Raw genomic sequence first — 23,388 nt, forward strand, 5'->3', positions numbered from 1 at the left:
AACGATCCTGTTCGGGAAACTGTGACCTGCGCGAACTCTTGCCTGCTGAAGTGGTAGGGCGCCCGGGGCTCGAACCCGGAACCTACGGATTAAAAGTCCGCAGCTCTGCCAATTGAGCTAACGCCCCTCGCACCAGCAAGGGTACAGAGATTACCGCCCTGTCCGCGACGCCTCCATCACCGGTAAGCCGCCATCCCCGTGAGCGCCTCTCCCAGCACCAGCGTGTGGATCTCCTGAGTCCCCTCGTACGTCAGGACGCTCTCCAGGTTGTTCATGTGCCTGATCACAGGGTACTCCAGCGTGATCCCGTTCCCGCCCAAGATGGTGCGAGCCTGGCGGGCGATGTCCAGGGCGGCCCGTACGTTGGCCAGCTTGCCGAAGCTGATCTGCCGCGGCTCCAGCCGCCCCGCGTCCTTCAGCTCGCCGAGGTGCAGGGCCGTGAGGCCGGCCTGGGCGGTGCCGACGTACATCCAGGCGAGCTTCTCCTGGGTGAGCTGGAAGGAGCCGATCGGCTTGTCGAACTGGACGCGGGTCTTGGCGTACTCGACGGCCGCCTCCAGGCAGGCGCGGGCGGCGCCGACGACGCCCCAGACGATGCCGTAGCGGGCCTCGGAGAGGCAGGACAGGGGGCCGCGCAGGCCGGTGACGCCGGGCAGGGCGGCGGAGGCGGGCAGGCGGACGTCGTCGAAGTACAGGGAGGAGGTGACCGAGGCCCTCAGGGACAGCTTCTTGTGGATCTCAGGGGCGGAGAAGCCGGGGGTGGAGGTGGGGACGACGAAGCCGCGGACGCCGTCGTCGGTCTGCGCCCAGACGACGGCGACGTCGGCGATCGAGCCGTTGGTGATCCACATCTTGGAGCCGTTCAGGATCCAGTCGGAGCCGTCCTTCTTGGCGTACGTCCGCATGCCCGCGGGGTCGGAGCCGTGGTCGGGCTCGGTGAGGCCGAAGCAGCCGATGGCCTCGCCGGCGGCCATCCGGGGCAGCCATTCCGCCTTCTGCTCGTCGGAGCCGTACTTCCAGATGGGGAACATGGCCAGCGAGCCCTGCACGGACACGAAGGAGCGCAGGCCGGAGTCGCCGGCCTCCAGCTCGCGGCAGGCCACCCCGTACGACACCGCGTCCGTGCCGGCGCAGCCGTACCCTGTGAGGTGCATCCCGAGCAGACCGAGGGAGCCGAGCTCGGGCGCGAGCTCGCGGGCGGGGAAGACGGCCTCCTCGAACCAGTCCCCTACGTGGGGCAGCACGCGGTCGGCGACGAACGACCTGACCGTGTCGCGGATGAGCCGCTGGTCAGGGTTGAGCTTGTCGTCCAGGCGCAGCAGGTCGTCCATGGCGGGTCCTCTCGTGCAAGGGGGACTACCAGGGTTCTACCAGGGGCAATCCTGATGTGCGAACACCGGGCCGCCGGGCAGTCTTGAGGCATGAGCGAATACAACGTCAAGAAGCTGCGTCGGACGCACAAGGGCCGGATCATCGCGGGTGTCTGCTCGGGCGTCGGCGAGTTCGTGGGCATCGACGCCAACCTGGTCAGGATCGCGCTGGCGATCGCGACCCTGTTCGGCGGGGCCGGTGTCGCCCTGTACGCGATCGGCTGGCTCCTCATGCCGGACGAGGAGCACGAGACCTCGATCGTCCAGGACCTCATCAACAAGCAGCAGAACAAGGCCACCTCGACCGACTGGAGCGGCGAGCAGAAGCCGCAGCAGTGATCAGGCGGTGGCCTCGGCAGGCACTCGGGCGGTCTTGTCACGGGACTCGGCCCAGACCAGGGCCAGCACGGCCGCGCTGATCACCCCGGCGATCCCCGCCAGCGCGACCACCGGCTCGGGGCCGAGTCTCTCCGCCGCGAACCCGCCCACCAGGATGCCGATGCCCTGCACGGCCATCAGCCCCGACTGCACGAGGCCGAACGCCTGCGCGCGACGTTCGGCCGGTACGTACTGGACGAAGGCGGCGTTCGCCGCGAGCTGGTACGCCCCGCCGATCCCCGACAGCACCCATGCCGCCAGCACCACGGCCAGCGGCGGGCGCACCGCGGTGACGATCAGGGGCGCGCAGCTCAGCATGGCCATCCAGCCCATGAGCCGCAGCCGCCGCGGCGGCGAGACGAACCTGCTGAACAGGAACGCCCCCAGGACCGTCCCGGCGGGCATGGCCGCCATGAGCAGCCCGGTGATCACGGGCACGGGCAACGAGCCGTCGGCGAGCGTGGCCGCGTACGGGGCCGCGATGCCCTCGGGCAGGATGTAGAACCCGCACAGCCAGGCGAACAGCACCAGCGTGCGCAGCTTCGGCGAGCCGAACACCAGCCGGGCGCCGCTCGCGGTCATCGACCACATGGAGGGCTTGGACGCGCCCGCCGACGCGGGCCGGCGGCGTACGCCCGAGACCAGGATCAGCGCCGATCCCAGGAACGTGGCGGCGTCGAGGGCGAGCGCGCGGTACGGGCCCATGGTCGCGATCAACGCTCCGCCGGTGGCGAAGCCGAGCATCTGCACGGCCTGGTTCGTCATGTTCTGCAGCGCGGAGCCGATGACGTACGCGTCGCCTTCGAGCACCTCGGGCAGCAGCGCCGCCCGCGCGGCCGAGAACGGCGCGCTGAGCAGCACGACGAAGAAGACCAGCACGCACAGCGCCCAGAACGGCACCCCCGGCACCGCCATCACCGCCACCAGCGCGGCCCGCAGCAGGTCGCAGGCCAGCATGACGCCCCTGCGCGCGAACCGGTCGGCCAGCCCGGCCAGCAGCGGCCCGCCGACGATGGAGGGCAGGTACGTCAGCGCGTACACCGCGGCCGTGGCCAGCGGCGAGCCGGTGCGGTCGTAGACGAGGACGGCGAGTGCCACCTGGGCGAGCTGGTCGCCGAGGAGCGACAGGCCCTGGCCGTACCAGAGTGCCCGGAACTCCTTGACGGCGATGACTTCCCGATATGTGACTTGTCGTACTTCTCCGGCACGGCGATGCCGTCCCGGCGGCCGTCGCGCCCGCATGGCCCCCACTGGACTCCGCTGTGCCTGACTCAGGGTGCTCGCTATGTGACCTAAGGTGCCCGACGACCAGGGCTGACCGCAACCGAAAGCAGCCAACCAAAAGCAAAGGGTTACCAGCCCAATTCGTGAAGCCGGGCGTCGTCGATGCCGAAGTGATGCCCGACCTCATGCACGACCGTGATGCGGACCTCGTCGATCACGTCTTCCTCGGTATCGCAAATTTCACATATGGGATTGCGGTAGATCTCGATCCGGTCGGGCAGAACTGCTGAGTACCAGTCGCCGCGTTCGGTGAGGGGGACACCGGTGTACAGGCCGAGCAGGTGGGGCTCCGGCGGGTCATCGACGACCGTGACGACGACGTTACTCATGGCGCGCGTGAGCTCCGGTGGAATCGTGTCCAAAGCCTCGGCCACGAGCTCCTCGAACTTCTCCCGCGAAACCTCGATCACACCTGCCATTCTGCCCCGCCCGACAGGTAAGCAAGAAACCGTATGAAGTTCGTGCACAGGTCAAAGGCAGTCCTTCGATCGCGTGGTGCGAGGATCGCGGCGGTGCTCCTCGTGGCCGCCGTGGGTGCCTGGCTCGGCATCTTCCTCAGCGGCACCGTACGCGCCCAGGTGGGCCCGGTGGAGACGGGAATGTCACTCCGCCCGGCCTGGGACGGCGAGACGGTCGTGGACGCCAGCCCGCTCGGCACCCTCACCTTCCAGACCCACAGCGCCCCGCTCAGGCTGCGCATCACGCTCGAGAACATCGACCAGGACCGCGCCAAGGCCCTCCTGGAGGACCCGCGCATCGCCGACCGCCTGCCGGGCGTGATCGAGGACGATCTGCTGGACGGCGTGCGGGCCCTCGTGATCCGCTCACTGCTCTGTGCGGGCGCCGGAGCCCTCATCGCCGTCCTCATGGTCTTCCGGCGCCCGAGAACGGCTCTGGTGGGCCTTCTGGCGGCCTCGGTGGCCCTCGCCGCGACCGGAGCCCTCGCGGCGCTCACGTTCCGGCCCGGCTCGCTCGTGGAGCCGCGCTACTCCGGCCTGGTCGCCGCCGCCCCGTCGCTCGTGGGCAGCGCCGAGTCGATCGTCACGCGCTTCGAGTCGTACCGCTCCCAGCTCACCAAACTCGTGACGAACGTCTCGAAGCTGTACGACACGGTCTCGACCCTGCCGCTCTACGACGCCGACCCCAAGACCATCCGGGTCCTGCACATCTCCGACATCCACCTCAACCCCATCGCCTGGAACGTCATCCGCTCGCTCAAGGACCAGTTCGCCGTGGACCTGATCGTCGACACGGGCGACATCTCCGACCACGGCACGAAGGCGGAGAACAAGTTCGTCGACGAGATCCGCACCCTCCAGGTCCCGTACGTGTTCGTCCGCGGCAACCACGACTCGATGACCACCCAGAAGGCGGTCGAGAAGCAGAAGAACGCCATCGTCCTGGACGACACCGCGCAGCAGGTGGCGGGCCTGACCATCTACGGCCTCGGCGACCCCCGCTTCACCCCGGACAAGTCCGTCACCGTCGACTCCGACCCGGCGGCGCTCGCCGAGTTCGGCCGCGCCCACAAGGCCAAGGCCGGCAAGGCGGACCTGATCGCCGTGCACGACGGGGAGGTCGGGAACGGCTTCTCCGGCGCGGCCCCCATGATCCTGGCCGGCCACACCCACGAACGCCGCACCACCGTCTTCCCGACGGGCACCCGCATGCTCATCCAGGGCTCGACGGGCGGCGCGGGCCTGCGCGCCCTCGAACACGCCCAGCCCACGCCGGTCCAGGCCTCGGTCCTGTACTTCGACAGGGAGACCAGACGCCTGCAGGCGTGGGACGACATCACGCTGGGCGGCCTGGGGGAGCAGTCCGTCTACATCCAGCGTCACGTGGAGCCCGACCCACAACGTATGATTTCCCCGGAGCCAACGACCGCCCCGTCGCCAACGGGAACAGTCACTGGCACCCCCGCCTCGCCGGCCGCCGGTCCGCCACTTTGGCATCAAGGGCAATCGTCCCCTATGCTTCAGAGGTCCCCGACGGAAGGCGACAGGGAAACCTAAGCCCCCATCGTCTAGCGGCCTAGGACACCGCCCTTTCAAGGCGGCGGCACGGGTTCGAATCCCGTTGGGGGCACCGCGAGCGCCTAGCGCACCCGCAAAACGGATGGTCGAAGGCCACCGAAGAGCTGGTAAGCTAAGCGAGCGCAAACAGAACGAAACGCAAGATGCAAGGTCCTGTAGAGCAGTTTGGAGTGCTCGCCACCCTGTCAAGGTGGAGGTCGCGGGTTCAAGTCCCGTCAGGACCGCTCTGGGTCAGGTAGCTCAGTTGGTACGAGCGTCCGCCTGAAAAGCGGAAGGTCGGCAGTTCGACCCTGCCCCTGACCACCAGCATCGAACAGCAGAAATGCCCCGAGCGAGTCATCGTTCGGGGCTTTTTGATGTCCGCTGACAGCAACGTCGCGATGACGCCTGGGCCACTGTGGCGCTGGCGATCACTGACCTACTGAAGATGCGTGACCAGCCTCCGAACCTGTGACGCCTCAGTGGATCGATGTGATCGGGGCTGCTCTTGGCGCCGCGATCGGAAGCCTGGTGGCGATCGGGTCCGTGTTTCGGCGACTCGAAGTGATCGTTGATCAGGCTCGATCACCCCCGGCGAGACCAACGTGGACGCGCTCAAGGAGTTCCCGCCGGCGCTGGGGAACCTCGGCAAGGCGGTGTTCTGCGCCGAGGAGCGGAGCTGACCCCGGATCGGAAGGGGCCACGCCGAGCTGACCGGCGCGCCACACGTTCGCCTGAGGGATCCTGAGGAGAAGTACGGGATGCCTGCTTCGAGGAGGCCCGCATGGCAGGTACGGTCGCTGTCGTCACCGGAGCAGCACGCGGGATCGGGCGCGGGATCGCCCTGGTGCTGGGCGAAGCCGGGGCGACCGTCTACGTCACCGACCGCGAGAGCCGCGAGCGGCGCCACTCCGAACTGCCCGGCACGGTGGAGGACACCGCCGAGCAGGTGAGCGAGCGTGGCGGCAGCGGGGTGCCGGTCCGGGTCGATCACGGTGACGACCGGGCGGTGGAGGCGCTGTTCGCGCGGGTGCGCGAAGAGCGCGCAGGGCTGGACCTGCTGGTCGCGAACGCCTTCGCGGGCAACGCCCTGCCGTTCCGGGGCGGCCCGTTCTGGACGCTCCCGCTCGGCCACTGGCACAACATGATCGACCTCGGGCTGCGCAGCCACCTCGTCTCGGCCCTGCACGCCGCGCCGCTGCTGATCGAGCGGGGCGGCCTGATCGTCCTCACGGGCTACGCCGACCCGGACGCCGAGGTGATCGCCGGGCACCTCTTCTACGATCTCGCCATGACGGGCGTCAGCCGCCTGGCCCGCTCGCTGGCCCACGACCTGCGGCCGCACGGGGTCACGGCGCTGGCGCTCTCGCCCGGGTTCACGCGTACGGAGGCGATCCTGGCGGAGCTGGGGGAGGACGTCACGGAGGGCGACTCCGTGGAGGTCCCCGGGCGGGCCGTGCGGGCCCTGCTGGAGGATCCCGACGTGGGGCGGCACGCGGGACGCACGCTGAGCGTCGCCGAACTGGCCGGGGAGTACGGCTTCCCGAGGTGAGTGTCCATCCACCGTTCGGTGGATTCGCGGGTCAGCATCATCCCCCGCCGAGTGTGGCTGACAGGTCGATTCGGCGCGAGGGGCCCCGGCAGCATGCTGGAGCCATGGCAGTCATCGAGGTCACGGACCTGCGCAAGGCGTACGCGGGCCAGACGGTTCTGGACGGGGTGTCGTTCTCCGTGGAGGAGGGCGAGATCTTCGGCATTCTCGGCCCGAACGGCACCGGCAAGACCACCACCGTGGAGTGCGTGGAGGGCCTGCGCCGCCCCGACAGCGGCACGATCAGGGTGCTCGGCCTTGACGTCGGGAAGGACGCGCGCCTGGTGCACGAGCAGATCGGGGTGCAGCTCCAGCAGACCCAGCTGCCCGAGAACCTGAAGGTGTGGGAGGCGCTCGACCTGTACGCCTCGTTCTACGCCCGGCCCCGCGACTGGCGCGAGCTGCTGGAGGAGTGGGGGCTGGCGGACAAGCGGAACGCCAGGTTCGGCAAGTTGTCCGGCGGTCAGAAGCAGCGGCTGTTCATCGCGCTGGCGCTCGTGGGCAACCCGAAGGTGGCGTTCCTGGACGAGCTGACCACGGGGCTGGACCCGCAGGCCCGCCGCACGACCTGGGAGCTGATCAAGCGGATCAGGGCGAACGGGGTGACGGTGGTGCTGGTCAGCCACTTCATGGACGAGGTGGAGGAGCTGTGCGACCGCGTCGCGGTGCTCGACCGCGGCACGGTGGTGGCGCTGGACACGCCGGCGGGGCTGGTCGGCGGCGAGCACCAGATGCGGTTCACGGCGCAGGCGGATGACCTGGGCGACCTGGCGGGGCTGCCGGGGGTGACCGGGGTGTCCAGGACGGGGAACCGCGTGGTCGTCACGGGCAGGGGCGACTTCGCCACGGCCGTCACGGCGCACCTGGCCCGCCACCACGTGCTGGTCAGTGACCTGCGCATCGACAAGCGAACGCTGGAAGACGCGTTCACCGCCCTGACCGGCAAGTCCTTCTGAGGAGACGGATCATGATGAAGCTCGCCCTGGTGGAGACCAAGCTGCTCACCCGCGAGCCGGGGGCGCTGTTCTCGCTGCTCATCCCGCTGTTCATCCTGGTGGTGTTCGGCAGCTCCATCCAGCCGGGAGACACCGTGCTGCTGCCGATGGCGCTGGCCATCGCCGTCGGGCTGGTGGGCCTGTACCTGCTCCCCACCACCCTGGCCACCTATCGCGAACGGGGCATCCTGCGCAGGCTGTCCATCACGCCGGTGCATCCGGGAAGCCTGCTGGTGGTGCAGCTGCTGCTCCAGCTCGTGCTGGTGGTGGTCGCCTGCGGGCTGCTGATGGCGGTCGCGGGCACGGTGCTGGGCGCGCACCTGCCCGCCCTGGTGTTCTCCGGCGTGCTGGCCTTCCTGCTCGGTACGGCGAGCATGTTCGCGATCGGCTCGCTGGTGGCGGCCCTGGCGCCGAACGGCAGAGCGGCCAACGGGTTCGGCGTCCTGCTGTACTTCCCGATGGCCTATCTCGCCGGACTCATGCAGCCCGTGGATCAGATGCCGGATATGGTGGCGCTCGTAGGGACATTCACTCCCCTGGGCGCTTTTGTGGAGAGTCTTCGGGACGTCTGGGCGGGTAGTGCTCCCAGCCTCTTGACGCTGGGCGTGATGGCCGCGTACACCCTGGTCATCGGCCTCGTGGCAACCAAGTTCTTCCGCTGGGAGTGAAGATGGTCGGTCGCCTCGACCGATGGGAGGCGCTGCTGGAGCGCCAGCTCGCGGCTGCGCCGTACGTGCTGCTGGTGATCTCCACGGTCCTCGCCCTGCTCGCCGGCAGCCGGCCGTGGCTCACCGTCGGGCTGGCCGTGCTCGCCGCCGCGTGGTTGTGGCTGGTGCCGCGGGGCGCGGTGTACGTGACGGGGCTGGTCGCCCTGATCGGCGCGCTCTGCACGCAGGGGGTGTGGTTCGCCAGCTTCTTCGGCTTCACCGGATACCTCCACTCCTGGCACTACCTGAAGGGCAAGTGGCGCTTCGCCGGAGTGACCGGCACGGCGGCGATCTGCAGCGCGGCCTACAGCGGCGGCCTGCCGGAGCCCACACCGTTCTCGATCCTCACCTTCCTGTTCTTCACCGGCGCCATCGTGGCCGGGGTCGGGCTGTTCAGCTTCGTCGGTGAGATCACCGCGGAGCGCAGCGCCGAGCGCAAGCGCATGGTGACCCAGCTGGAGCAGACCATGCGGGAGAACGCGGGCCTGCACGCCCAGCTCCTGGTCCAGGCCCGCGAGGCGGGCGTGCTCGACGAGCGGCAACGCATGGCGGCCGAGATCCACGACACCCTCGCCCAGGGGCTGACGGGCATCATCACCCAGCTCCAGGCGGCCCGGCAGGGCCAGGACTGGCATCACGTGGACCTCGCCGTACGGCTGGCCCGCGAGAGCCTGGCCGAGGCCCGGCGCTCCGTGAACGCGGTGGGCCCCGGCCAGCTGGAAGCGGCCCCGCTGCCCGAGGCGCTCAAGGACGTCGTCGACCGGTGGAACGAGCTGCACGGGACACCGGCCGAATACACCGTCACTGGTACGGTCCGACCCATGCACCCAGAGGTCGAGGAGACGCTGCTGCGCACCGCGCAGGAGGCGCTGGCCAACGTCGCCAAGCACGCGAACGCCTCCAGGGTCGGGCTGACCCTGTCGTACATGGAGGACGTGGTCACCCTCGACGTACGCGACGACGGCATCGGCTTCGACCCCAAGCTGACGGCGTTCGGACTGACCGCGATGCGCAAGCGCGTGGACCGGCTGGCGGGCACGCTGGAGATCGAGTCCGAGACCGGCACGGGCACCGCGCTCTCGGCGAGCCTCCCGGCGGTGGCCCGTGGCTGAGCCCCGCATCCGGCTGCTCATCGCCGACGACCATCCCATCGTCCGCGACGGCCTGCGCGGCATGTTCGCCGGCGACCCGGGCTTCGAGGTGATCGGCGAGGCCGCCGACGGCGCGCAGGCCGTCGAGCTGGCGCGGGCGCTGCGCCCGGACGTGATCCTCATGGACCTGCGCATGCCGGGAACGGACGGTGTCGCGGCCATCAAGGAGCTCGCCAGGCTGGGCAGCCCGGCCCGCGTGCTCGTCCTCACCACCTACGACACCGACCGCGACGTCATGCCCGCCATCGAGGCCGGCGCCACCGGCTACCTCCTCAAGGACACCGGCCGGGACGAGCTCGTCCGCGCCGTCCGGACGGCGGCCCGCGGCGAGGCCGTGCTCTCCCCGTCGGTGGCGACCCGCCTCCTCGGCCAGGTCCGCACCCCCGCCGACCCGCTGAGCGCCCGCGAGCTGGAGATCCTCCGGCTCATCGCCGACGGCGCGACCAACCGCGAGGCCGCCGCGCGGTTGTTCATCAGCGAGGCCACGGTCAAGAGCCACGTGCTGCACATCTACACCAAGCTGGGGGTCAACGACCGCGCCGCCGCCGTCGCCACGGCCTTCCGGCGCGGGCTGCTCGCGGTGGACAACGACTGACTCGGGGGTGTCGGTAGCGTGCGGTAACTTCCGCCGTACCGCAGGGACCGAGCGAGGGAGAGCCCCGCATGTCGCACGCCACCGTCGAGGACTACGCCTGGCAGCACGGCTGGGAGGAGATCTACACCGTCACGTTCGTCCGGGGGCTGGACGAGCGCGAGACGCTGCGCAGGTTCGGCGTCGCCGATCAGGACATGCGCTCGTACGCGTGGGAGGAGTTATGGGAGCGCGTCGAGGAGACCGACGGCTGTTGTGACGTGGTGGTCGCGGCGCGCGCGGGTGGCTGGACGGTCGCGTTCGAGCTCAACGGCTGGCAGGGCATCAGGTGGGAGACGCTGCGGGAGCTGTCGCGCGGCGGCGAGGCCGTGACGGTCATGCGGCACGACTACGCGGCCTCTCACCGGTTCATGCACGCCGTGGACGGAGTGGAGCGGACGGGTTTCCGCCCGGAGTGGCCGCAGCAGCGGTGGGGCGCGCTGCCCGACGCGTTGAACGGGCACCTGAGGGAGCTCGGGCTGCCGACGGAGCCGGACGACGAGCTCGACGACTGGAACGTGGCGGTGCCGGCCTCGCTGGCGCTGGCCAGCCGGATCAGCGGGGTGCTGTTCGACGACGGGATGCTGGGGGAGCCGCTGTTCGGCGGGGTCATCACCGTTCCGGTGCCGGACGACCCGCCGCCCGCGGCGGACCCGCTGGCCGGCCACGCGCTCACTGGCCGAGGCCCTGGGGCGGGCGCAGCGGGGGGAGGGCGGCGACGGCCCGGCTCTGGACAGGCTCGTACGCGTCTGGGAGGCCGAGGCCACGGGCCGGCCGATCGATCGGGAGACCGGCGAGCGGATCGTCGATCCGTGCGAGGAGTCCACCGCTCGCCGGGCGGCAGGTACACGGTGACGTTCGTCGACTCCCGCACAGGGGAGCGGACGTGCCCGACGTGCGCGCCCTGGCGGCGTCCGAGCGGTGAGGAGCGTGATCGGGCCCGTGCCCGGTGGCAGGCGGCCACGGCGGTGCGGAGCGCGTTCGCGACCGATGAGCGCGAGGCCGCCTACGACGTGCATCTCACCGTGGCCGCCACCGACCCGGAGCACGCGGCGGCGATCGTGCGCGTGCTCCGGGGAGAGGGTCACTGAGTCGTGCAGACCGTGCCGTTCAGGGTGAAGACGGACGGCAGCACGTTGGGCCCGCTGTAGTTGCCGACGTAACCGATCGTGGTCGTCGCCCCGGTGGCGAGCGACGGGTTGGCCGCCTCGTTGACGGCCTTGACGCCCGAGCCGGACTGCGTCCAGACGGCGCTCCACCCGCTCCCGAAGCTCTGCCACTGCCGCGGCCAGCTGAACGCCAGGGTCCAGCCGTTGAGCGGCGCCCCGTTGTTGGTGATGTCGATGGAGCCGACGTAGCCGCTGGCCCAGTCCGTCTGCACGGTCAGCTTGACGGAGCAGGAGCTGGTGGCGGGGGTGCCGGTGGTGAAGGTGAGCGGGGACGAGGGGTCGGAGGTGGCGCCGCCGGCGTCCCTGGCGATCACGTTGATCGTGTAGCGGGTGCCGGGCTTGAGGTTGCGGACCGTGAAGGTGGTGCCGGCGGTCTCGCCGAGTTGCTCGGTGATGGCGCCGTTCTGGCGGTGGAGCTCGTACTTGGCGATCGGGCGGCTGCCCGGCTTGGCGGCGGGCCAGGTGATCGTGGCGGTCGAGTCCGTGACGCCGGTGACGGACGGCTGGCCGGGGGCGCCGGGGCGGCCCGGCTGCACGGCGGACGGCTTGAGGACGACGGTGGTCAGGGAGAGGGGCGGCAGCGTCTGGGCGGTGGCGGTGCCGGCCGCCGAGGTGGTGATGGCGGTGGCGCCGTTCGTGTGGGACAGGACGGTGGGCGCGCCGGCCGCGGGGCTGAAGCCGGAGTAGCCGAGCTCGACCGGGTACGACGTGTCCGACGAGGTGTTGATCAGCAGGACGGCCAGGTCGCCGTTCGGGCGGCGGGCCGCGTGGGCGGTGACCTTCGGCTGGTCCGTGGCGGCGCGGATGAAGCGGTCACCCGGGCGGGCGAACCTGCTCATCATCTGCAACGCGTAGTACGGCGCGAAGGGGGTGTTCAGCGCAGGCTCGCAGACGCTGCCGTCGGAGGTGCACGCGCCGCTGGACAGCAGGCCGAAGTCGCCGTAGTCGGTGTGGCCCTCGACCTCGGTGACGGTGCCGATGCCGTTGTGCACGTTCCACCAGTCGACCGTGAACACGCCGTTGGCCAGCAGCGTCGCGTACGCGTCCGCGGCGGCCAGCGCCCCCGGCTGGGTGTTGGTGCCGTTGCTGCTCGAGCCGGTGTTGAACTCGGTCATCGCGATGCCGATCCGCTCCGAGCCCGGCCCGGCGTACCTGGCGATCTGCTCGCGGGTGAGCTGGATCATGTCGGGGACGTGCCCGGTCCTGTCGAGGGCGCCGGGATACCAGTGCAGGATGACGAAGTCGATCTTCGATCCGGCGGCGGAGAGCACGACCTTGTTCCAGGAGCCGCTGTCGCCCTCGGCCACGATGGCGTCGGGCCAGTTCGCGGGCGTGGTGAGCACGGCGCCGATCTTGATGGTGGGATCGACGGCCTTCATCGCGTCGGCGTAGGCGACGACGTGGCGGGCGTACTCGTTCGGGCTCTTGTCGGCATGGTCGTCGGCCTCCCAGGCCGTGCCGTAGTGGCCGTTGCCGTAGTTCTCGTTGCCGATCTCCCAGTACTTGACGCCGTACCCCTTGGTGATGTTGGCGTGCCGCACCCAGGCGGCGGCCTCCTCGGCGGTGCCGGTGCCGTAGTTGGCGGTGACCATCGGCTGCGCCCCGGTACGGCGGACGCCGCTCATGAACGAGTCGAAGTCGGTGTTCGGCGCCACGTAACCGCCGGGGGCGGTGTGGTCGGCCCAGTGGTAGATGTCGGAGTAGGAGCCGCCGGGGTAGCGCAGCAGCTTCATGCCCGCGTCCTTGAGCAGGTCGGCGGTCTCGTTCGTACCCAGGTTGGTGTCCCAGATCGCGTGATTGGTGCCGAGGCCCGTCTCGGGGACGGTGGCCAGTGCGGCGCGGGCGTTCACCGTCACCTCGACGGCGGCGGGCTCGTCCGCGTACGCGGCGGGAGCGTTCAGAGCGGTCAGCGTCAGCAGGGCTGCCAACGTGGCTCGCAGGGGGACTTTCGGCATCGGCGCACCTCGTGCTGGATTGCGGGTATTCAGCTCGACGCCTCCTCCTGACCAGGAAGCATCATGATCATGGGCGGTGGCCGCACGGGCGTCAATCGAGGCTGAAACTTTCACGCCCCGGGGCGCGGGAGGATGTCCGCATGCGGGGCGGCGAGCCAGGTTGGAGGAGACCGATGATGGAGCTGCTGCTGGCGCGGTTGCGCGCGGCGGGGTTCGAGGCCGAGTCCGTACGGCCGGCGCCCGGCGGCGTGGTGGCCGCGGCGGGCATGGCGAGGCTGCGCGACGGGTCACAGGTGTTCGCCAAGACGCTGCGCACGGCGGCTCCCGACCTGTTCGAGATCGAGGCGGCCGGGCTGCGCGCGCTGCGCGAGCTGGGCGGCGTCACCACCCCCGAGGTGCTGGCCGTGACGCCCGACCTGCTCGTGCTGGAGCCGCTGCCGCCGCGCCGCGAGGAGGACGAGCTGTTCTGGGAGGAGCTGGCGCTCGCGGTCGCCGGCCTGCACGGCGGCGTGGTGGGAGAGCGGTTCGGCTGGCACCGGGACGGCTGGCTGGGCCGCCTGCGCCAGGACAACACCTGGGACGGCGACGGGCACGCCTGGTTCGCCCAGCGCCGGATCCTGCGGTGGTTGCCGGAGCCGCTGGTGGAGGAGGTGCTGGACCGCGAGGAGCGCCTGGCGCTGGAGCGCCTCTGCGCGGCCCTGCCCGATCTGCTGCCGCCCGCGCCACCGGTGCTCACGCACGGCGACCTGTGGCGCGAGAACGTCCTGTCCGGCTCCGCCGGCGGCCCGGCGCTGATCGACCCGGCCGTCTCCTACAGCTGGGCGGAGGCGGACCTCAGCATGTTGTGGTGCTCGCCGCGCCCGCCGGCCGCCGGCCGTTTCTTCGAGGTGTACGCGGCCACCGCGCCCCTGCCGGACGGCTGGCAGGAGCGCATGCGGATCTACCACCTGCGGGAGCTGCTGAGCAGCATCGCCCACGACGACAACACCAGGGAGTGCGCCGAGGAGGTGCGGGAGATCATCGCCCCTTTCTAGTTGTACCTGTACAGCCTGGTGGCCTTGCGCCGGCCGTGGTCGAACACCGAGGCCCGGTACATGCTGATGGACAGGTCGCCGTGCTCGGCCTTGCCGCAGGTCCCGACGCCGGCGAGCTGGTGGATCTCGTAGCGGGTGGTCGGGTCTCCGGCCACGAAGTACTCGGCGCGGGCCTGGTACTCGTCGGCGCTGGTGTCGCAGGCGTAGACGAACGTCTTGCGCTCGCCGAAGCAGATGGTCGCGGCGGCCTTCGTCGAGGCGCAGGTCCTGGACTTGCCGCGGGCGCCGGCGGGGGTGGTCCGGGTGTCACGCTTGACGGGATATTTCGCGACATTTCGGACGGTCTTCCAGCGGCCGTACTTGACCCGCCGGCCGCCCTCGTACACGGCGGCGCGGAACGTCACGATCCTGCCGATCTCGCGGTTGCCGCGCACCTCGCCCGAACGGCCCAGGTTGTGGATGACGTACTTGGTGCCGAGGTAGCCGTTCAGGTAGTACTCGACCGCGGGATGGCGGTGGTCGTCGGCCGTGTCCTCGATCGTGATGCCGGGCCGGTCGCTCCCGTCGGGGCCGACGCACGCCTCCGCGCCCTTGAGCCGCACGCACACCGGCTCGGCGGCGGACGTCGTGGACGCGGCCGTGGACGTGGCGGCCGGTTCCGCCTCCTGGGTCGGCTCCGCGGTGGCCACCGCCTGGGCCTTCTGGACCGCCGGGCGGGGCGGCGCGACCGTGGCCGCCGCTCCTTCGGCGCTGAACGCGGTGGCCACCATCACGGCCGCCGCGATGACTGTGCGACGTAATGCCACAACCTCACCAGCCTCACCTGTCACAGTGCTTTTGCCTGGGTGAGACGCGAGGAAAGCGATGAAGGTTCCGAATCGTTCAGCGGACGTTCAGAAAACGCCCGGTGCCGGCGCGCCCCCGATCGAGGGCGCCGGCACCGGGAAGCGCGGGGTCAGGCCTGCCGCCTCTTCGGCGTGACGCTGGCCAGCAGCAGGAGCAGCGCGCTCTGGGCGAGCATGCCGGGGGCGAGCGGCGGTGCCATCCCGACCGACTTCGTCAGCGCGTTCCACCACTGGGTGAGCGGCGAGTACGCGTCCCACTGGGGGTCCATCGCCCCCATCCCGTGGTTGACCGACACGTGCACGAAGACGCCGTACAGCGAGGCGAGCAGGACGATCGCCGCGAGCACGCGCACGACGGTGAGCACCGGCCCGGCGTCGCGCAGGAGGAGCAGCACCAGCGCGACGACCTGCAGTGTCAGGGCCACCCAGGGGATGAGCTGCACGGGGCTTTCCCAGTGGCGTTCGAAGGCGAGCTCCAGCGCGGCGCCCACGATGCCGATCGCGACCAGCGCCAGCAGGCCGAGCCGGAGCAGCGGGGTGCCCGGGGCGGCGAGCCGGCGCGACGGCCGCGCGGTCGTCTGAGGGGGAGTTGAGGTCATGTACGGGACCACCGTCCGATGCGAGGGGTCTCTTTCGAAGTCGCCTCAAACGTCTCCAGGCATCCTCAGAGGAATCTGGGCGAATTCTGAAGATCTGGTGAGAAGTCGGGGGACGATGGTCCCTGCACGACATCTTCACGACATCCGCACACGGGCCTGGTGGAGTGTGCGGGGCCGCGCGGGGTGTGCTCGGAGGAGGACGTTCCACGAGGGGGTGCCGCCGTTGGAGAACTGGATCGACCAGCCGATCACCGACCCCGCCGTTCCCGGACGGGACGGGCGGCGGCTGAGTGCGGCGGTGTCGCTCCTGCTCGGCCGGTCCGATCCCGAGCCGCCGCGCTGGATGCGGCGCGTGTTCGGCTTCGGCGGCCTGTGCGCCGCCGTGTCGGGGGCCGTGCACGGCCTGGCGGCGGTCGAGGCCGGGCGCCACAGCCTGATCGGCATGATGGCCTTCCTCACCGGCGTCCTGTTCATCGGCGTCTGGCTGCCGAACCCGGCCGAGCGCCTGGCCCGCCGGTACGCCGGCCGCTACGTCATCCCCGCCGAGCTGGACGACCCCGCCCTCGACCTGCTGGCCAGGGCCAGGAGAGCGGTCATGGACGTGACCGGCTCCCGCGTGCACCGCCGGGGCCTGCTCGACGCCGTCGCCAACGACGTCGTGCTGCCCGAGCGCCTGTGGGAGATCGCCCGCCTCGTCCGCATCCACGCCGACCTGCGCGCCGAGCAGGCCCAGGCGCTGACCGAGGTGATCACCCCCGAGCTGACCGCCGTGCTGGAACCGCAGCGGGAGGCGCTGCGCCGCTCGGTGGCGGCGGTCACGGAGCGGGTGTGGGAGCTGGAGGTGTACGCCTCCCGCGTGCGCTCGGCCGACTCCGCGTTACGGGCGAGCGAGCTGCAGCAGAGCAACGACAAGTACCTGGACCTGCTGGCCCAGACGGGCGACACGGAGGGCGTGCGCGCCCTGACCGCCCAGGCGGACGCCCTGACCGCCACCCTGCGCGAGGCCGTCGCCGCCGGAAGAACCCTGTGACCGGTACGACCGCGGGGCCGTACCGATCACCGTCGAGGTCTCTTCACATGTTGATCATGTGACCCGCGAGCCCGTGGACGGCCTCCTTGACGGCCTCCCCGAGCGTCGGGTGCGCGTGCACGTTGCGGGCCACCTCGTGCACGGTCAGGTCCCACTGCTGCGCCAGCGTCAGCTCGGGCAGCAGCTCGGTCACCTCGGGCCCGATCAGGTGCGCGCCGAGCAGCTCGCCGTGCGTGTTGTCACTGATGATCTTCACGAAGCCGGCGGAGTCGCCCAGGCCGTGCGCCTTGCCGTTGGCCGTGAACGGGAACTTCGCCACCTTCACGTCGTAGCCCAGGTCGCGGGCCTGCGCCTCGGTGTAGCCGAAGCTGGCGACCTGCGGCTGGCAGTACGTGGCCCGCGGGATCATCACGAAGTCGAGCTCCATGGTCTCCGCGCCCGCGATCGTCTCGGCGGCGATGATGCCCATCGACTCTGCGGCGTGCGCCAGCATGAGCTTGGCCGTGACGTCGCCGATGGCGTAGATGCTGGGCACGTTCGTGCGCCCGCGCCCGTCGACCGCGATCGCGCCGCGCTCGGTCAGCGCCACGCCGGTCTTCTCCAGCCCGTAGCCGTCCACGCGCGGCTGGAACCCGATGGCCTGCAGCACCTTGTCGGCCTCCAGCACCTGCGTCTGGTCGCCGCGCGTGACGGTGACCTTGACGCCGGAGCCGGTGTCCTCGATGGAGTCGACGCGGGTGGAGGTCAGCACCTCGATGCCGAGCCGCTTGTACCGCTTGGCGAGCTCGGCCGACACCTCCTCGTCCTCCAGCGGCACGACCCGGTCGAGGAACTCGACGATGGTCACCTTGACGCCGTAGTTGTGCAGCACGTACGCGAACTCCACGCCGATGGCGCCGGCGCCCGCGATGATGATGCTGCCCGGCAGCTCCTCGGTGAGGATCTGCTCCTCGTACGTCACCACGCGCTCCGACAGCTGCGTGCCGGGGATCAGCCTGGTGGTCGCGCCGGCCGCGACGATGCAGTGGGAGAACGTGATCGTCTCACCGTTCACCTGGAGCGTGTTGGCGTCGAGGAACGTGCCACGCCCGTCGTACTCCGTGATGGCGTTCTTCTTCATCAGGTAGTGAACGCCCTTGACCCGCCCGTCGGCCACCTTCCGGCTGCGCTGGAAGGCCGCGCCGTAGTCGAAGGTGACCTCGCCGCTGATGCCGAAGGTCTTGGCCTCGTTGTGGAAGATGTGGGCGAGCTCCGCGTTGCGCAGCAGCGCCTTGGACGGGATGCAGCCCACGTTCAGGCAGACGCCACCCCAGTACTTCTCCTCGACGACCGCGGTGCGCAGTCCGAGCTGGGCGGCGCGGACCGCGGCCGTGTAACCTCCAGGACCCGCGCCGAGGACGACGACGTCATAGTGAGTGCTCATGAGTCGGACCATACCGCTCGCCTGACTCTGCCCCTGACCTCAGACCTCCACCTTGTACGACAGAGTGAGCTCATCTGCGGGAACACCGCGAATTCCCCAGTTGACCTTGGGCGTCTCGATAATGTTGATCTCCACATCCTCAGGATCGAATCCCGATTTGTCGTAGATCGCACGAATCAGTGCCCGCTTGGCGTCGTCACTGCGGCCCGTGAAGCAGAGCACCTCGATGATGAGATAACGCTCACTCCGCTGCGGGCAGACGAAGTCGTCCTCCTCCAGCAGCAGGAACCGGTGGAACCGCTTCTCCTCCGGCATCCCCCACGCGTCCACCAGACAAGACTGCAGGAGATCCGAGAGCTCCCGCTGCCGCCCCGCCCACACGTCCCTGCGCCCGTACACCTTCACTTGTCCCATGGTCGGCCAATATAGAGGACTGTGATCCGCATACTCCTGGCCGACGACGAGGCCATGATCAGGGCAGGGGTCCGGGCGATCCTCGAGTCCGATCCCGAGCTGGCCGTGGTGGCCGAGGCCGGTGACGGAAGGCAGGCGGTCGACCTGGCCATCAGCCACCACCCCGACGTCGCGCTCCTCGACATCCGCATGCCTCGGCTCGACGGGCTCGCCGCCGCGGCGGAGCTGCGCAGGGCCGCGCCGGGCACGGCCGTGGTGATGCTGACGACGTTCGGCGAGGACGACTACATCGCCAAGGCCCTCGACGTCGGGGCCAGCGGCTTCCTGCTCAAGTCCGGCGACCCGCGCGAGCTCATCGCCGGGATCCACGCCGTCGCCGGCGGGGCCGCCTACCTGTCGCCCAAGGTCGCCCAGCGCGTCATCGCCCAGCTCTCCGGCGGCAGGATGTCCAGGGGCGCGCTGGCCCGCGACCGCATCGGGGCACTCACCGACCGCGAGCGCGAGGTGCTCGCCCTGCTGGGGGCGGGCCTGTCGAACGCCGAGATCGCCCGCGAGCTGCACATCGTGGAGGGCACGGTGAAGGCGTACGTGAGCGCCATCCTCACGCGGCTCGACGTGCGCAACCGCGTACAGGCCGCGATCATCGCCCACGAGGCCGGCTTGGTAGCCTGACCCGTGATGTATCGCCTCGTGTTCTCGCAGGTCTTGCAGCGTCTCGACGCCGAGGCCGTGCACCATTTCACCGTGAGCGCCCTGGCGCTCCTCGCCCGGCTGCCGCTGGTCAAGCGGCTGCTGCACCGGGTGTTCGCGCCGCACGACCCGGCCCTGCGCGTGACCGCGTTCGGCGTGCACTTCCCCGGGCCGTTCGGGCTGGCCGCCGGCTTCGACAAGGACGCCGCCTGCGCGGAGGCCGTCGCGGCGCTCGGCTTCGGCCACGTCGAGGTCGGCACCATCACCGCCCACGGCCAGCCCGGCAACCCGCGCCCCCGCCTGTTCCGGCTGGTGCGGCAGCACGCGGTGATCAACCGGATGGGCTTCAACAACGCCGGCGCCGTCGCCGCCGCCCGCAGGCTGCGCCGCACGCGCGGCGTGCCGGTCGTGATCGGGGTGAACATCGGCAAGACCAAGGTCGTCCCGGAGGCCGAGGCCACGGCCGACTACGTGGCCAGCGCCAGGCAGCTCGCCCCGCTGGCCGACTACCTGGTGGTCAACGTCAGCTCGCCCAACACGCCGGGGCTGCGCAACCTCCAGGCCGTCGCGCTGCTGCGGCCCCTGCTCACCGCCGTCAAGCAGGTCGCCGACGCCACGCCGCGCCGTACGCCGCTGCTCGTCAAGATCGCTCCGGACCTGGCGGACGAGGACGTCGACGCGGTCGCCGAGCTGGCCCTGGAGCTCGGGCTCGACGGCATCATCGCGACCAACACCACGATCAAGCACGGGGGCGAGACCGGCGGCCTGTCGGGCCGCCCGCTCAAGGCCCGCTCGCTGGAGGTCCTGCGCCGCCTGCGGGCCAAGGTCGGCGACCGCATCACGCTGGTGTCGGCGGGCGGCGTGGAGGACGTGGACGACGTCTGGGAGCGCATCCTGGCCGGCGCCACGCTGGTGCAGGGCTACACGGGCTGGATCTACGGCGGGCCCCTGTGGGCCGCGCACATCCACCGGCAGCTCCTGCGCCGGGTGCGCCGCCATGGCCTGAAGTCGGTCACGGAGGCCATCGGCCGCACCGCCTGAAGCCCCTATCGTAGGACGGTGATCGAACCAGTTTCCCTCGCCGGCGACATCGTCCTCCGCCTCGCGGCCGAGCAGGACGCCGAGGCCCTGCACTCCGCCTACGTCCGCAACCGCGACCACCTGAAGCCCTGGGAGCCGCGCAGGCCGGAGGAGTTCTTCACCGTGGAAGGCCAGGCCACGCGCCTCAAGGCCCTGCTGGAGCAGCAGGGCAGGGGCCAGGCGGTGGCCTGGGTGCTGGCCGACGGCGATCGCGTCGTGGGCCGCATGACGCTCAGCGACATCGTCCGCGGCCCGTTCCTCAACGCCCACCTCGGCTACTGGATCGACTCCGAGTACCTGGGCCGCGGTCTGACCACGCAGGCCGTGCGCGAGGTGTGCAGGATCTCCGACCAGGACCTCGGCCTGCACAGGGTGGCGGCGGCCACGCTGCTGCACAACCAGGCGTCGCAGAGCGTGCTGCGCAAGTGCGGGTTCGAGCTGTTCGGCACCGCACCGCGCTACCTGGAGATCGACGGCCGGTGGCAGGACCACCGGCTGTTCCAGCTCATTCTCAACGACCGCCCGGCCTTCTAGATGCTGGGCCGCGTCGACTCCGCGTGGTGGGTCATGGCGTCGATGCGGGCCATCACCTCGGTGACGCGCACGCCGCTGGGCCGGTGCGGGCGGCGCCGCTGCCACGGGTGCGGCCCGTTCAGCGGACGATATTCGACCCCGAGCGCGTCCAACCGCCCCAGGTGCTCGGCGAGGCGCCCGTCGAAGTCCGCCGAGGTGTCGCCCGACCAGGCGACCTCGGCCAGCGCGCAGGCGCGCGGCCACAGCCGGTAGTCCACCGTGCGGGCGTCGGGCACGCGCTCGGTCCAGAGCTGGGCCTGCACCCCGAGGACGCGGTCGCGCTCCTCCTGCGACCACTCAGTGGGGGCGGGCGAGAACGCCGCCACGTCCGCCATCGTGATCGCGTCGCCGATGGCCATCGGCTCGTCGGGAGAGGAGGCCTCGGCGTAGTCGAAGTACAGCGGGAACACCGGCGTCGCCACCACGTCGTGCCCGGCGGCCGCCGCCCGGCGGCCCACGTTCATGCCGCGCCAGGGCATGACGATCGTGTCCTGCCGCAGCCCGCCGCTGACGAAGGCCTCGTCCCACACCACGGCCCGCGCGCCCCGCTCGGCCAGCGCGTCCGCCAGCCGCCGCAGGAACCACGCCTGGAGGTCGTTGGAGGTCTCCAGCCCCAGCGACTCGCGGTAGGCGACGATCTCCGCCGACTGCGCCCAGTGGTCGAGCACGACCTCGTCGCCGCCGATGTGCACGTACGGGGTCTCGCCCAGCGCTCCCAGCAGCTCGTCGAAGATCGTGGTCAGGAACTCCACGGTCGGCGGCAGCGGCGACAGGATCGCGGGGGAGATGCCCCAGCGGTCGAGCACGTCGTGCCGCTCCCCGGTGGCCCCGAACTCGGGGTAGGCCGCCAGGATCGCCGAGGCGTGCCCGGGGACGTCGATCTCGGGCACGATCGTGACGCAGCGCGAGCGGGCGTAGGCGGCCAGCTCGGCCAGGTCGTCGAGCGTGTAGTGGCCGCCGTGCGGCAGGTCGTCGTAGGTCTCCGGCTCCCGGTAGTGGTTGGTGGCCGTGCGCGGCCTGTGGGAGGCGACCTCGTGCAGCAGCGGGTACGCCCGGCTCTCCACCCGCCAGCCCTGGTCGTCGACCAGGTGCAGGTGCAGCCGGTTCAGCTTGTGGGCGGCCATCAGGTCGATCAGCCGCAGGACCTCCCGCTTGGGGAAGAAGTGCCGCGCCACGTCGAGGTGCAGCCCCCGCCAGGAGAAGCGCGGCGCGTCCTCGATCCGCACGCCTGGAACGGGCCACGAGCCGCCGGCGGAGAACCGGTAGGAGGCGTCGGGCAGCAACTGGTGCAGCGACTGCGCCGCATAGAACGCGCCCGCCCGGCCGCCCGCCGCGATCTCCACGCCCCTGGAGCCGACCGTCAGCCGGTAGGCCTCCTCGCCCAGCTCCGGATCCCGCCGCACGTCGATCTCGCCGGAGTCGCCGGGCAGCGGGTCGAGCCGGGCCAGCGCCGTGCGCACGGCGTCCACCAGATCGCCGGACACCGTGGCGCCCGAGGTCAGCGTGTAGGAGGCGGAGAGATCACGGAGGAGCTGAGGACGAGGAATCATGCTTCCAGATAGTGCTGCAACCCGTTCGCGAGCGCCAGGGCGATCTTCTGGCGGAACTTGGGATCCTCGAACTTGGCAGCCTCGCCCGGATTGCGCATGTTGCCGCTCTCGAACAGGACCTTCGGCACCGTGGAGAGGTTGAGCCCGCCGATGTCGCTGCGGTAGTCGAGCGCGTTCCTGCCGATGTAGTTGGAGTAGGGGATGCCCGTTCCCTTCCGGTACGCGTCGCGCACGGCGATCCCCAGCTTGCTGGAGGCGCCCACCACCTTGTCCACAGGCCCGTTGATCTTCTTGGGCAGGATAACGTGGAAGCCGCGGTGGCTGGTGTTGTCGGAGCCGTCGGCGTGCACGGAGATCGCGGCGTCGGCCTCGGCCCTGTTGCCGATGGCGGCCCGCTCGGTGATGCAGGGGCCGACGCCGTTGTTGTTGTGCCTGGTCAGCTTCACGGTCGCGCCGCGACGTTCGAGGATCTTGGTCATTCGCTGGGAGACGTCCCAGGTGAAGGCGGCCTCGCTGTAACCGCTGTTCGTGGCGGTGCCGGTGGTGTCGCACGCCTTCCACTGGGTCAGCACGTTGACCTTGCGGTTGATCTGGGCGGGATGCCGGTAGTTCGCGCCGTTGTGGCCGGGGTCGATGACGATGACCTTGCCTTCGAGCGGCTTGGCGTCCGGTGGAGCCTCCTTGGCGGGCGCCGAGGAGGGCGAAGCCTGCGCCTGCGTGGTCGCGGGGGCGGCCTGACCTGCCGCGGCGCCACCGGATCCGGTGCCGCCACACGCGGAGGCGATCAGGCCGCAAACGGCGAGGACTGAGGCTGGTAGAGCACGCATGCCGTCCAACTTACGGCAGAGCGGAAGCTGCAGCCCGTCTTATGCCAAGCGTGGCGAGTCCCTACGAAGTCACCAGA

23 protein-coding genes and 4 tRNA genes are annotated in these 23,388 nt (G+C 70.6%); 16 read left to right on the plus strand and 11 right to left on the minus strand.

The window, feature by feature from the left end; translation table 11 throughout:
• Positions 1 to 51: 51 nt before the first annotated feature.
• Both HD597_RS53855 and HD597_RS53860 read right to left on the minus strand, forming a co-directional pair.
• Positions 52 to 127: transfer RNA gene (locus HD597_RS53855), tRNA-Lys, on the minus strand.
• A 49-nt stretch (positions 128 to 176) separates the two neighbouring features.
• Positions 177 to 1,331, minus strand: coding sequence for an acyl-CoA dehydrogenase family protein (locus HD597_RS53860; protein WP_253755739.1), 1,155 nt, complete (start codon positions 1,329 to 1,331; stop codon positions 177 to 179).
• A gap of 90 nt (positions 1,332 to 1,421) precedes the next feature.
• Between HD597_RS53860 and HD597_RS53865 the strand changes: the two genes are divergently transcribed.
• Positions 1,422 to 1,709 (plus strand): PspC domain-containing protein, encoded by a 288-nt coding sequence (locus HD597_RS53865; RefSeq protein WP_253755741.1) that lies wholly within the window; start codon positions 1,422 to 1,424, stop codon positions 1,707 to 1,709.
• On the opposite strand, the gene HD597_RS53870 is transcribed toward HD597_RS53865, so the two are convergent.
• Both HD597_RS53870 and HD597_RS53875 read right to left on the minus strand, forming a co-directional pair.
• Complete coding sequence (locus HD597_RS53870; protein ID WP_253755743.1) at positions 1,710 to 2,990, minus strand: MFS transporter; 1,281 nt, start codon at positions 2,988 to 2,990, stop codon at positions 1,710 to 1,712.
• A 110-nt stretch (positions 2,991 to 3,100) separates the two neighbouring features.
• Positions 3,101 to 3,451, minus strand: a complete 351-nt coding sequence (locus HD597_RS53875; RefSeq protein ID WP_276083262.1) for a metallopeptidase family protein — start codon at positions 3,449 to 3,451, stop codon at positions 3,101 to 3,103.
• Between the two features lie 93 nt (positions 3,452 to 3,544).
• On the opposite strand from HD597_RS53875, the gene HD597_RS53880 reads away from it, so the two are divergent.
• The 10 genes from HD597_RS53880 to HD597_RS53925 all read left to right on the plus strand — a co-directional run bounded on the left by HD597_RS53880 (position 3,545) and on the right by HD597_RS53925 (position 11,213).
• On the plus strand, positions 3,545 to 5,047 hold the full coding sequence (locus tag HD597_RS53880; protein ID WP_253755747.1) for a metallophosphoesterase family protein: 1,503 nt from the start codon (positions 3,545 to 3,547) through the stop codon (positions 5,045 to 5,047).
• Positions 5,048 to 5,120: transfer RNA gene (locus HD597_RS53885), tRNA-Glu, on the plus strand.
• Positions 5,121 to 5,217: 97 nt separating this feature from the next.
• A tRNA-Asp gene (locus tag HD597_RS53890) sits at positions 5,218 to 5,292 on the plus strand.
• Positions 5,293 to 5,297: 5 nt separating this feature from the next.
• A tRNA-Phe gene (locus HD597_RS53895) sits at positions 5,298 to 5,374 on the plus strand.
• A 457-nt stretch (positions 5,375 to 5,831) separates the two neighbouring features.
• Complete coding sequence (locus HD597_RS53900; RefSeq protein ID WP_253755749.1) at positions 5,832 to 6,599, plus strand: SDR family oxidoreductase; 768 nt, start codon at positions 5,832 to 5,834, stop codon at positions 6,597 to 6,599.
• 104 nt (positions 6,600 to 6,703) lie between these two features.
• Positions 6,704 to 7,594, plus strand: a complete 891-nt coding sequence (locus HD597_RS53905) for an ABC transporter ATP-binding protein (protein WP_253755751.1) — start codon at positions 6,704 to 6,706, stop codon at positions 7,592 to 7,594.
• Between the two features lie 11 nt (positions 7,595 to 7,605).
• Positions 7,606 to 8,301 carry an ABC transporter permease gene (locus HD597_RS53910; protein WP_253755753.1) on the plus strand — a complete coding sequence of 232 codons (696 nt, stop codon included), beginning with the start codon at positions 7,606 to 7,608 and terminating at the stop codon, positions 8,299 to 8,301.
• A 2-nt stretch (positions 8,302 to 8,303) separates the two neighbouring features.
• The gene (locus HD597_RS53915) at positions 8,304 to 9,452 is read left to right on the plus strand and encodes a sensor histidine kinase (protein WP_253755755.1); all 1,149 of its coding nucleotides are present in this window, start codon (positions 8,304 to 8,306) and stop codon (positions 9,450 to 9,452) included.
• On the plus strand, positions 9,445 to 10,086 hold the full coding sequence (locus HD597_RS53920) for a response regulator (RefSeq protein ID WP_308210892.1): 642 nt from the start codon (positions 9,445 to 9,447) through the stop codon (positions 10,084 to 10,086). Before HD597_RS53915 ends, HD597_RS53920 begins: the two co-directional genes overlap by 8 nt.
• A 68-nt stretch (positions 10,087 to 10,154) precedes the next feature.
• Positions 10,155 to 11,213 carry a DUF6461 domain-containing protein gene (locus HD597_RS53925; RefSeq protein WP_253755757.1) on the plus strand — a complete coding sequence of 353 codons (1,059 nt, stop codon included), beginning with the start codon at positions 10,155 to 10,157 and terminating at the stop codon, positions 11,211 to 11,213.
• Here the strand turns inward: HD597_RS53925 and HD597_RS53930 are convergent.
• Positions 11,207 to 13,246: a cellulose binding domain-containing protein gene (locus tag HD597_RS53930; RefSeq protein ID WP_253755759.1), complete on the minus strand. Its 2,040-nt coding sequence runs from the start codon at positions 13,244 to 13,246 to the stop codon at positions 11,207 to 11,209. The two genes, HD597_RS53925 and HD597_RS53930, sit on opposite strands and share 7 nt — an antisense overlap.
• Positions 13,247 to 13,419: 173 nt before the next feature.
• Here HD597_RS53930 and HD597_RS53935 point away from each other — a divergent pair, with 173 nt between their 5' ends.
• Positions 13,420 to 14,280 (plus strand): fructosamine kinase family protein, encoded by an 861-nt coding sequence (locus tag HD597_RS53935; protein WP_253755760.1) that lies wholly within the window; start codon positions 13,420 to 13,422, stop codon positions 14,278 to 14,280.
• Here HD597_RS53935 and HD597_RS53940 read toward each other — a convergent pair.
• Together HD597_RS53940 and HD597_RS53945 are read right to left on the minus strand one after the other, a co-directional pair.
• Positions 14,277 to 15,086, minus strand: a complete 810-nt coding sequence (locus HD597_RS53940; RefSeq protein ID WP_253755762.1) for a hypothetical protein — start codon at positions 15,084 to 15,086, stop codon at positions 14,277 to 14,279. The two genes, HD597_RS53935 and HD597_RS53940, sit on opposite strands and share 4 nt — an antisense overlap.
• Before the next feature lie 149 nt (positions 15,087 to 15,235).
• Entirely contained in the window at positions 15,236 to 15,724 is a 489-nt protein-coding gene (locus tag HD597_RS53945) for a hypothetical protein (protein ID WP_253755764.1), read from the minus strand.
• 223 nt (positions 15,725 to 15,947) lie between these two features.
• On the opposite strand from HD597_RS53945, the gene HD597_RS53950 reads away from it, so the two are divergent.
• Positions 15,948 to 16,754: a hypothetical protein gene (locus tag HD597_RS53950; protein ID WP_253755766.1), complete on the plus strand. Its 807-nt coding sequence runs from the start codon at positions 15,948 to 15,950 to the stop codon at positions 16,752 to 16,754.
• A 43-nt stretch (positions 16,755 to 16,797) separates the two neighbouring features.
• On the opposite strand, the gene lpdA is transcribed toward HD597_RS53950, so the two are convergent.
• Positions 16,798 to 18,177 carry a dihydrolipoyl dehydrogenase gene (lpdA, locus tag HD597_RS53955; RefSeq protein WP_253755768.1) on the minus strand — a complete coding sequence of 460 codons (1,380 nt, stop codon included), beginning with the start codon at positions 18,175 to 18,177 and terminating at the stop codon, positions 16,798 to 16,800.
• A gap of 39 nt (positions 18,178 to 18,216) precedes the next feature.
• Positions 18,217 to 18,591: a tautomerase family protein gene (locus HD597_RS53960; RefSeq protein WP_253755770.1), complete on the minus strand. Its 375-nt coding sequence runs from the start codon at positions 18,589 to 18,591 to the stop codon at positions 18,217 to 18,219.
• Between the two features lie 21 nt (positions 18,592 to 18,612).
• On the opposite strand from HD597_RS53960, the gene HD597_RS53965 reads away from it, so the two are divergent.
• From HD597_RS53965 to HD597_RS53975, 3 genes are read left to right on the plus strand one after another with little or no spacing between them, the layout of a single operon-like run.
• Positions 18,613 to 19,263 carry a response regulator gene (locus HD597_RS53965; protein WP_253755772.1) on the plus strand — a complete coding sequence of 217 codons (651 nt, stop codon included), beginning with the start codon at positions 18,613 to 18,615 and terminating at the stop codon, positions 19,261 to 19,263.
• A 6-nt stretch (positions 19,264 to 19,269) separates the two neighbouring features.
• Complete coding sequence (locus HD597_RS53970; RefSeq protein ID WP_253755774.1) at positions 19,270 to 20,322, plus strand: quinone-dependent dihydroorotate dehydrogenase; 1,053 nt, start codon at positions 19,270 to 19,272, stop codon at positions 20,320 to 20,322.
• Positions 20,323 to 20,340: 18 nt separating this feature from the next.
• Positions 20,341 to 20,895 (plus strand): GNAT family N-acetyltransferase, encoded by a 555-nt coding sequence (locus tag HD597_RS53975; RefSeq protein ID WP_253755776.1) that lies wholly within the window; start codon positions 20,341 to 20,343, stop codon positions 20,893 to 20,895.
• Here the strand turns inward: HD597_RS53975 and HD597_RS53980 are convergent.
• Both HD597_RS53980 and HD597_RS53985 read right to left on the minus strand, forming a co-directional pair.
• Positions 20,892 to 22,484: a beta-N-acetylhexosaminidase gene (locus HD597_RS53980; protein ID WP_253755778.1), complete on the minus strand. Its 1,593-nt coding sequence runs from the start codon at positions 22,482 to 22,484 to the stop codon at positions 20,892 to 20,894. The two genes, HD597_RS53975 and HD597_RS53980, sit on opposite strands and share 4 nt — an antisense overlap.
• Positions 22,481 to 23,311: an N-acetylmuramoyl-L-alanine amidase gene (locus HD597_RS53985; RefSeq protein WP_253755780.1), complete on the minus strand. Its 831-nt coding sequence runs from the start codon at positions 23,309 to 23,311 to the stop codon at positions 22,481 to 22,483. The genes HD597_RS53980 and HD597_RS53985 overlap by 4 nt, the downstream gene beginning before the upstream one ends.
• Positions 23,312 to 23,388 lie beyond the last annotated feature (77 nt).

The sequence above is a fragment of the Nonomuraea thailandensis genome, from assembly GCF_024172165.1.
Classification (GTDB): domain Bacteria; phylum Actinomycetota; class Actinomycetes; order Streptosporangiales; family Streptosporangiaceae; genus Nonomuraea; species Nonomuraea thailandensis.

Bases quoted from the DNA above. Each gene is read 5' to 3' on its own strand.
- HD597_RS53935 (WP_253755760.1), top strand. From the start codon at position 13,420: ATGATGGAGCTGCTGCTGGCGCGGTTGCGCGCGGCGGGGTTCGAGGCC.
- HD597_RS53925 (WP_253755757.1), top strand. From the start codon at position 10,155: ATGTCGCACGCCACCGTCGAGGACTACGCCTGGCAGCACGGCTGGGAG.
- HD597_RS53910 (WP_253755753.1), top strand. From the start codon at position 7,606: ATGATGAAGCTCGCCCTGGTGGAGACCAAGCTGCTCACCCGCGAGCCG.
- HD597_RS53915 (WP_253755755.1), top strand. From the start codon at position 8,304: ATGGTCGGTCGCCTCGACCGATGGGAGGCGCTGCTGGAGCGCCAGCTC.
- HD597_RS53970 (WP_253755774.1), top strand. From the start codon at position 19,270: ATGTATCGCCTCGTGTTCTCGCAGGTCTTGCAGCGTCTCGACGCCGAG.
- HD597_RS53875 (WP_276083262.1), bottom strand. From the start codon at position 3,451: ATGGCAGGTGTGATCGAGGTTTCGCGGGAGAAGTTCGAGGAGCTCGTG.
- HD597_RS53945 (WP_253755764.1), bottom strand. From the start codon at position 15,724: ATGACCTCAACTCCCCCTCAGACGACCGCGCGGCCGTCGCGCCGGCTC.
- HD597_RS53865 (WP_253755741.1), top strand. From the start codon at position 1,422: ATGAGCGAATACAACGTCAAGAAGCTGCGTCGGACGCACAAGGGCCGG.
- HD597_RS53905 (WP_253755751.1), top strand. From the start codon at position 6,704: ATGGCAGTCATCGAGGTCACGGACCTGCGCAAGGCGTACGCGGGCCAG.
- HD597_RS53960 (WP_253755770.1), bottom strand. From the start codon at position 18,591: ATGGGACAAGTGAAGGTGTACGGGCGCAGGGACGTGTGGGCGGGGCGG.
- HD597_RS53985 (WP_253755780.1), bottom strand. From the start codon at position 23,311: ATGCGTGCTCTACCAGCCTCAGTCCTCGCCGTTTGCGGCCTGATCGCC.
- HD597_RS53900 (WP_253755749.1), top strand. From the start codon at position 5,832: ATGGCAGGTACGGTCGCTGTCGTCACCGGAGCAGCACGCGGGATCGGG.
- HD597_RS53860 (WP_253755739.1), bottom strand. From the start codon at position 1,331: ATGGACGACCTGCTGCGCCTGGACGACAAGCTCAACCCTGACCAGCGG.
- HD597_RS53870 (WP_253755743.1), bottom strand. From the start codon at position 2,990: ATGCGGGCGCGACGGCCGCCGGGACGGCATCGCCGTGCCGGAGAAGTA.
- lpdA (WP_253755768.1), bottom strand. From the start codon at position 18,177: ATGAGCACTCACTATGACGTCGTCGTCCTCGGCGCGGGTCCTGGAGGT.
- HD597_RS53980 (WP_253755778.1), bottom strand. From the start codon at position 22,484: ATGATTCCTCGTCCTCAGCTCCTCCGTGATCTCTCCGCCTCCTACACG.
- HD597_RS53930 (WP_253755759.1), bottom strand. From the start codon at position 13,246: ATGCCGAAAGTCCCCCTGCGAGCCACGTTGGCAGCCCTGCTGACGCTG.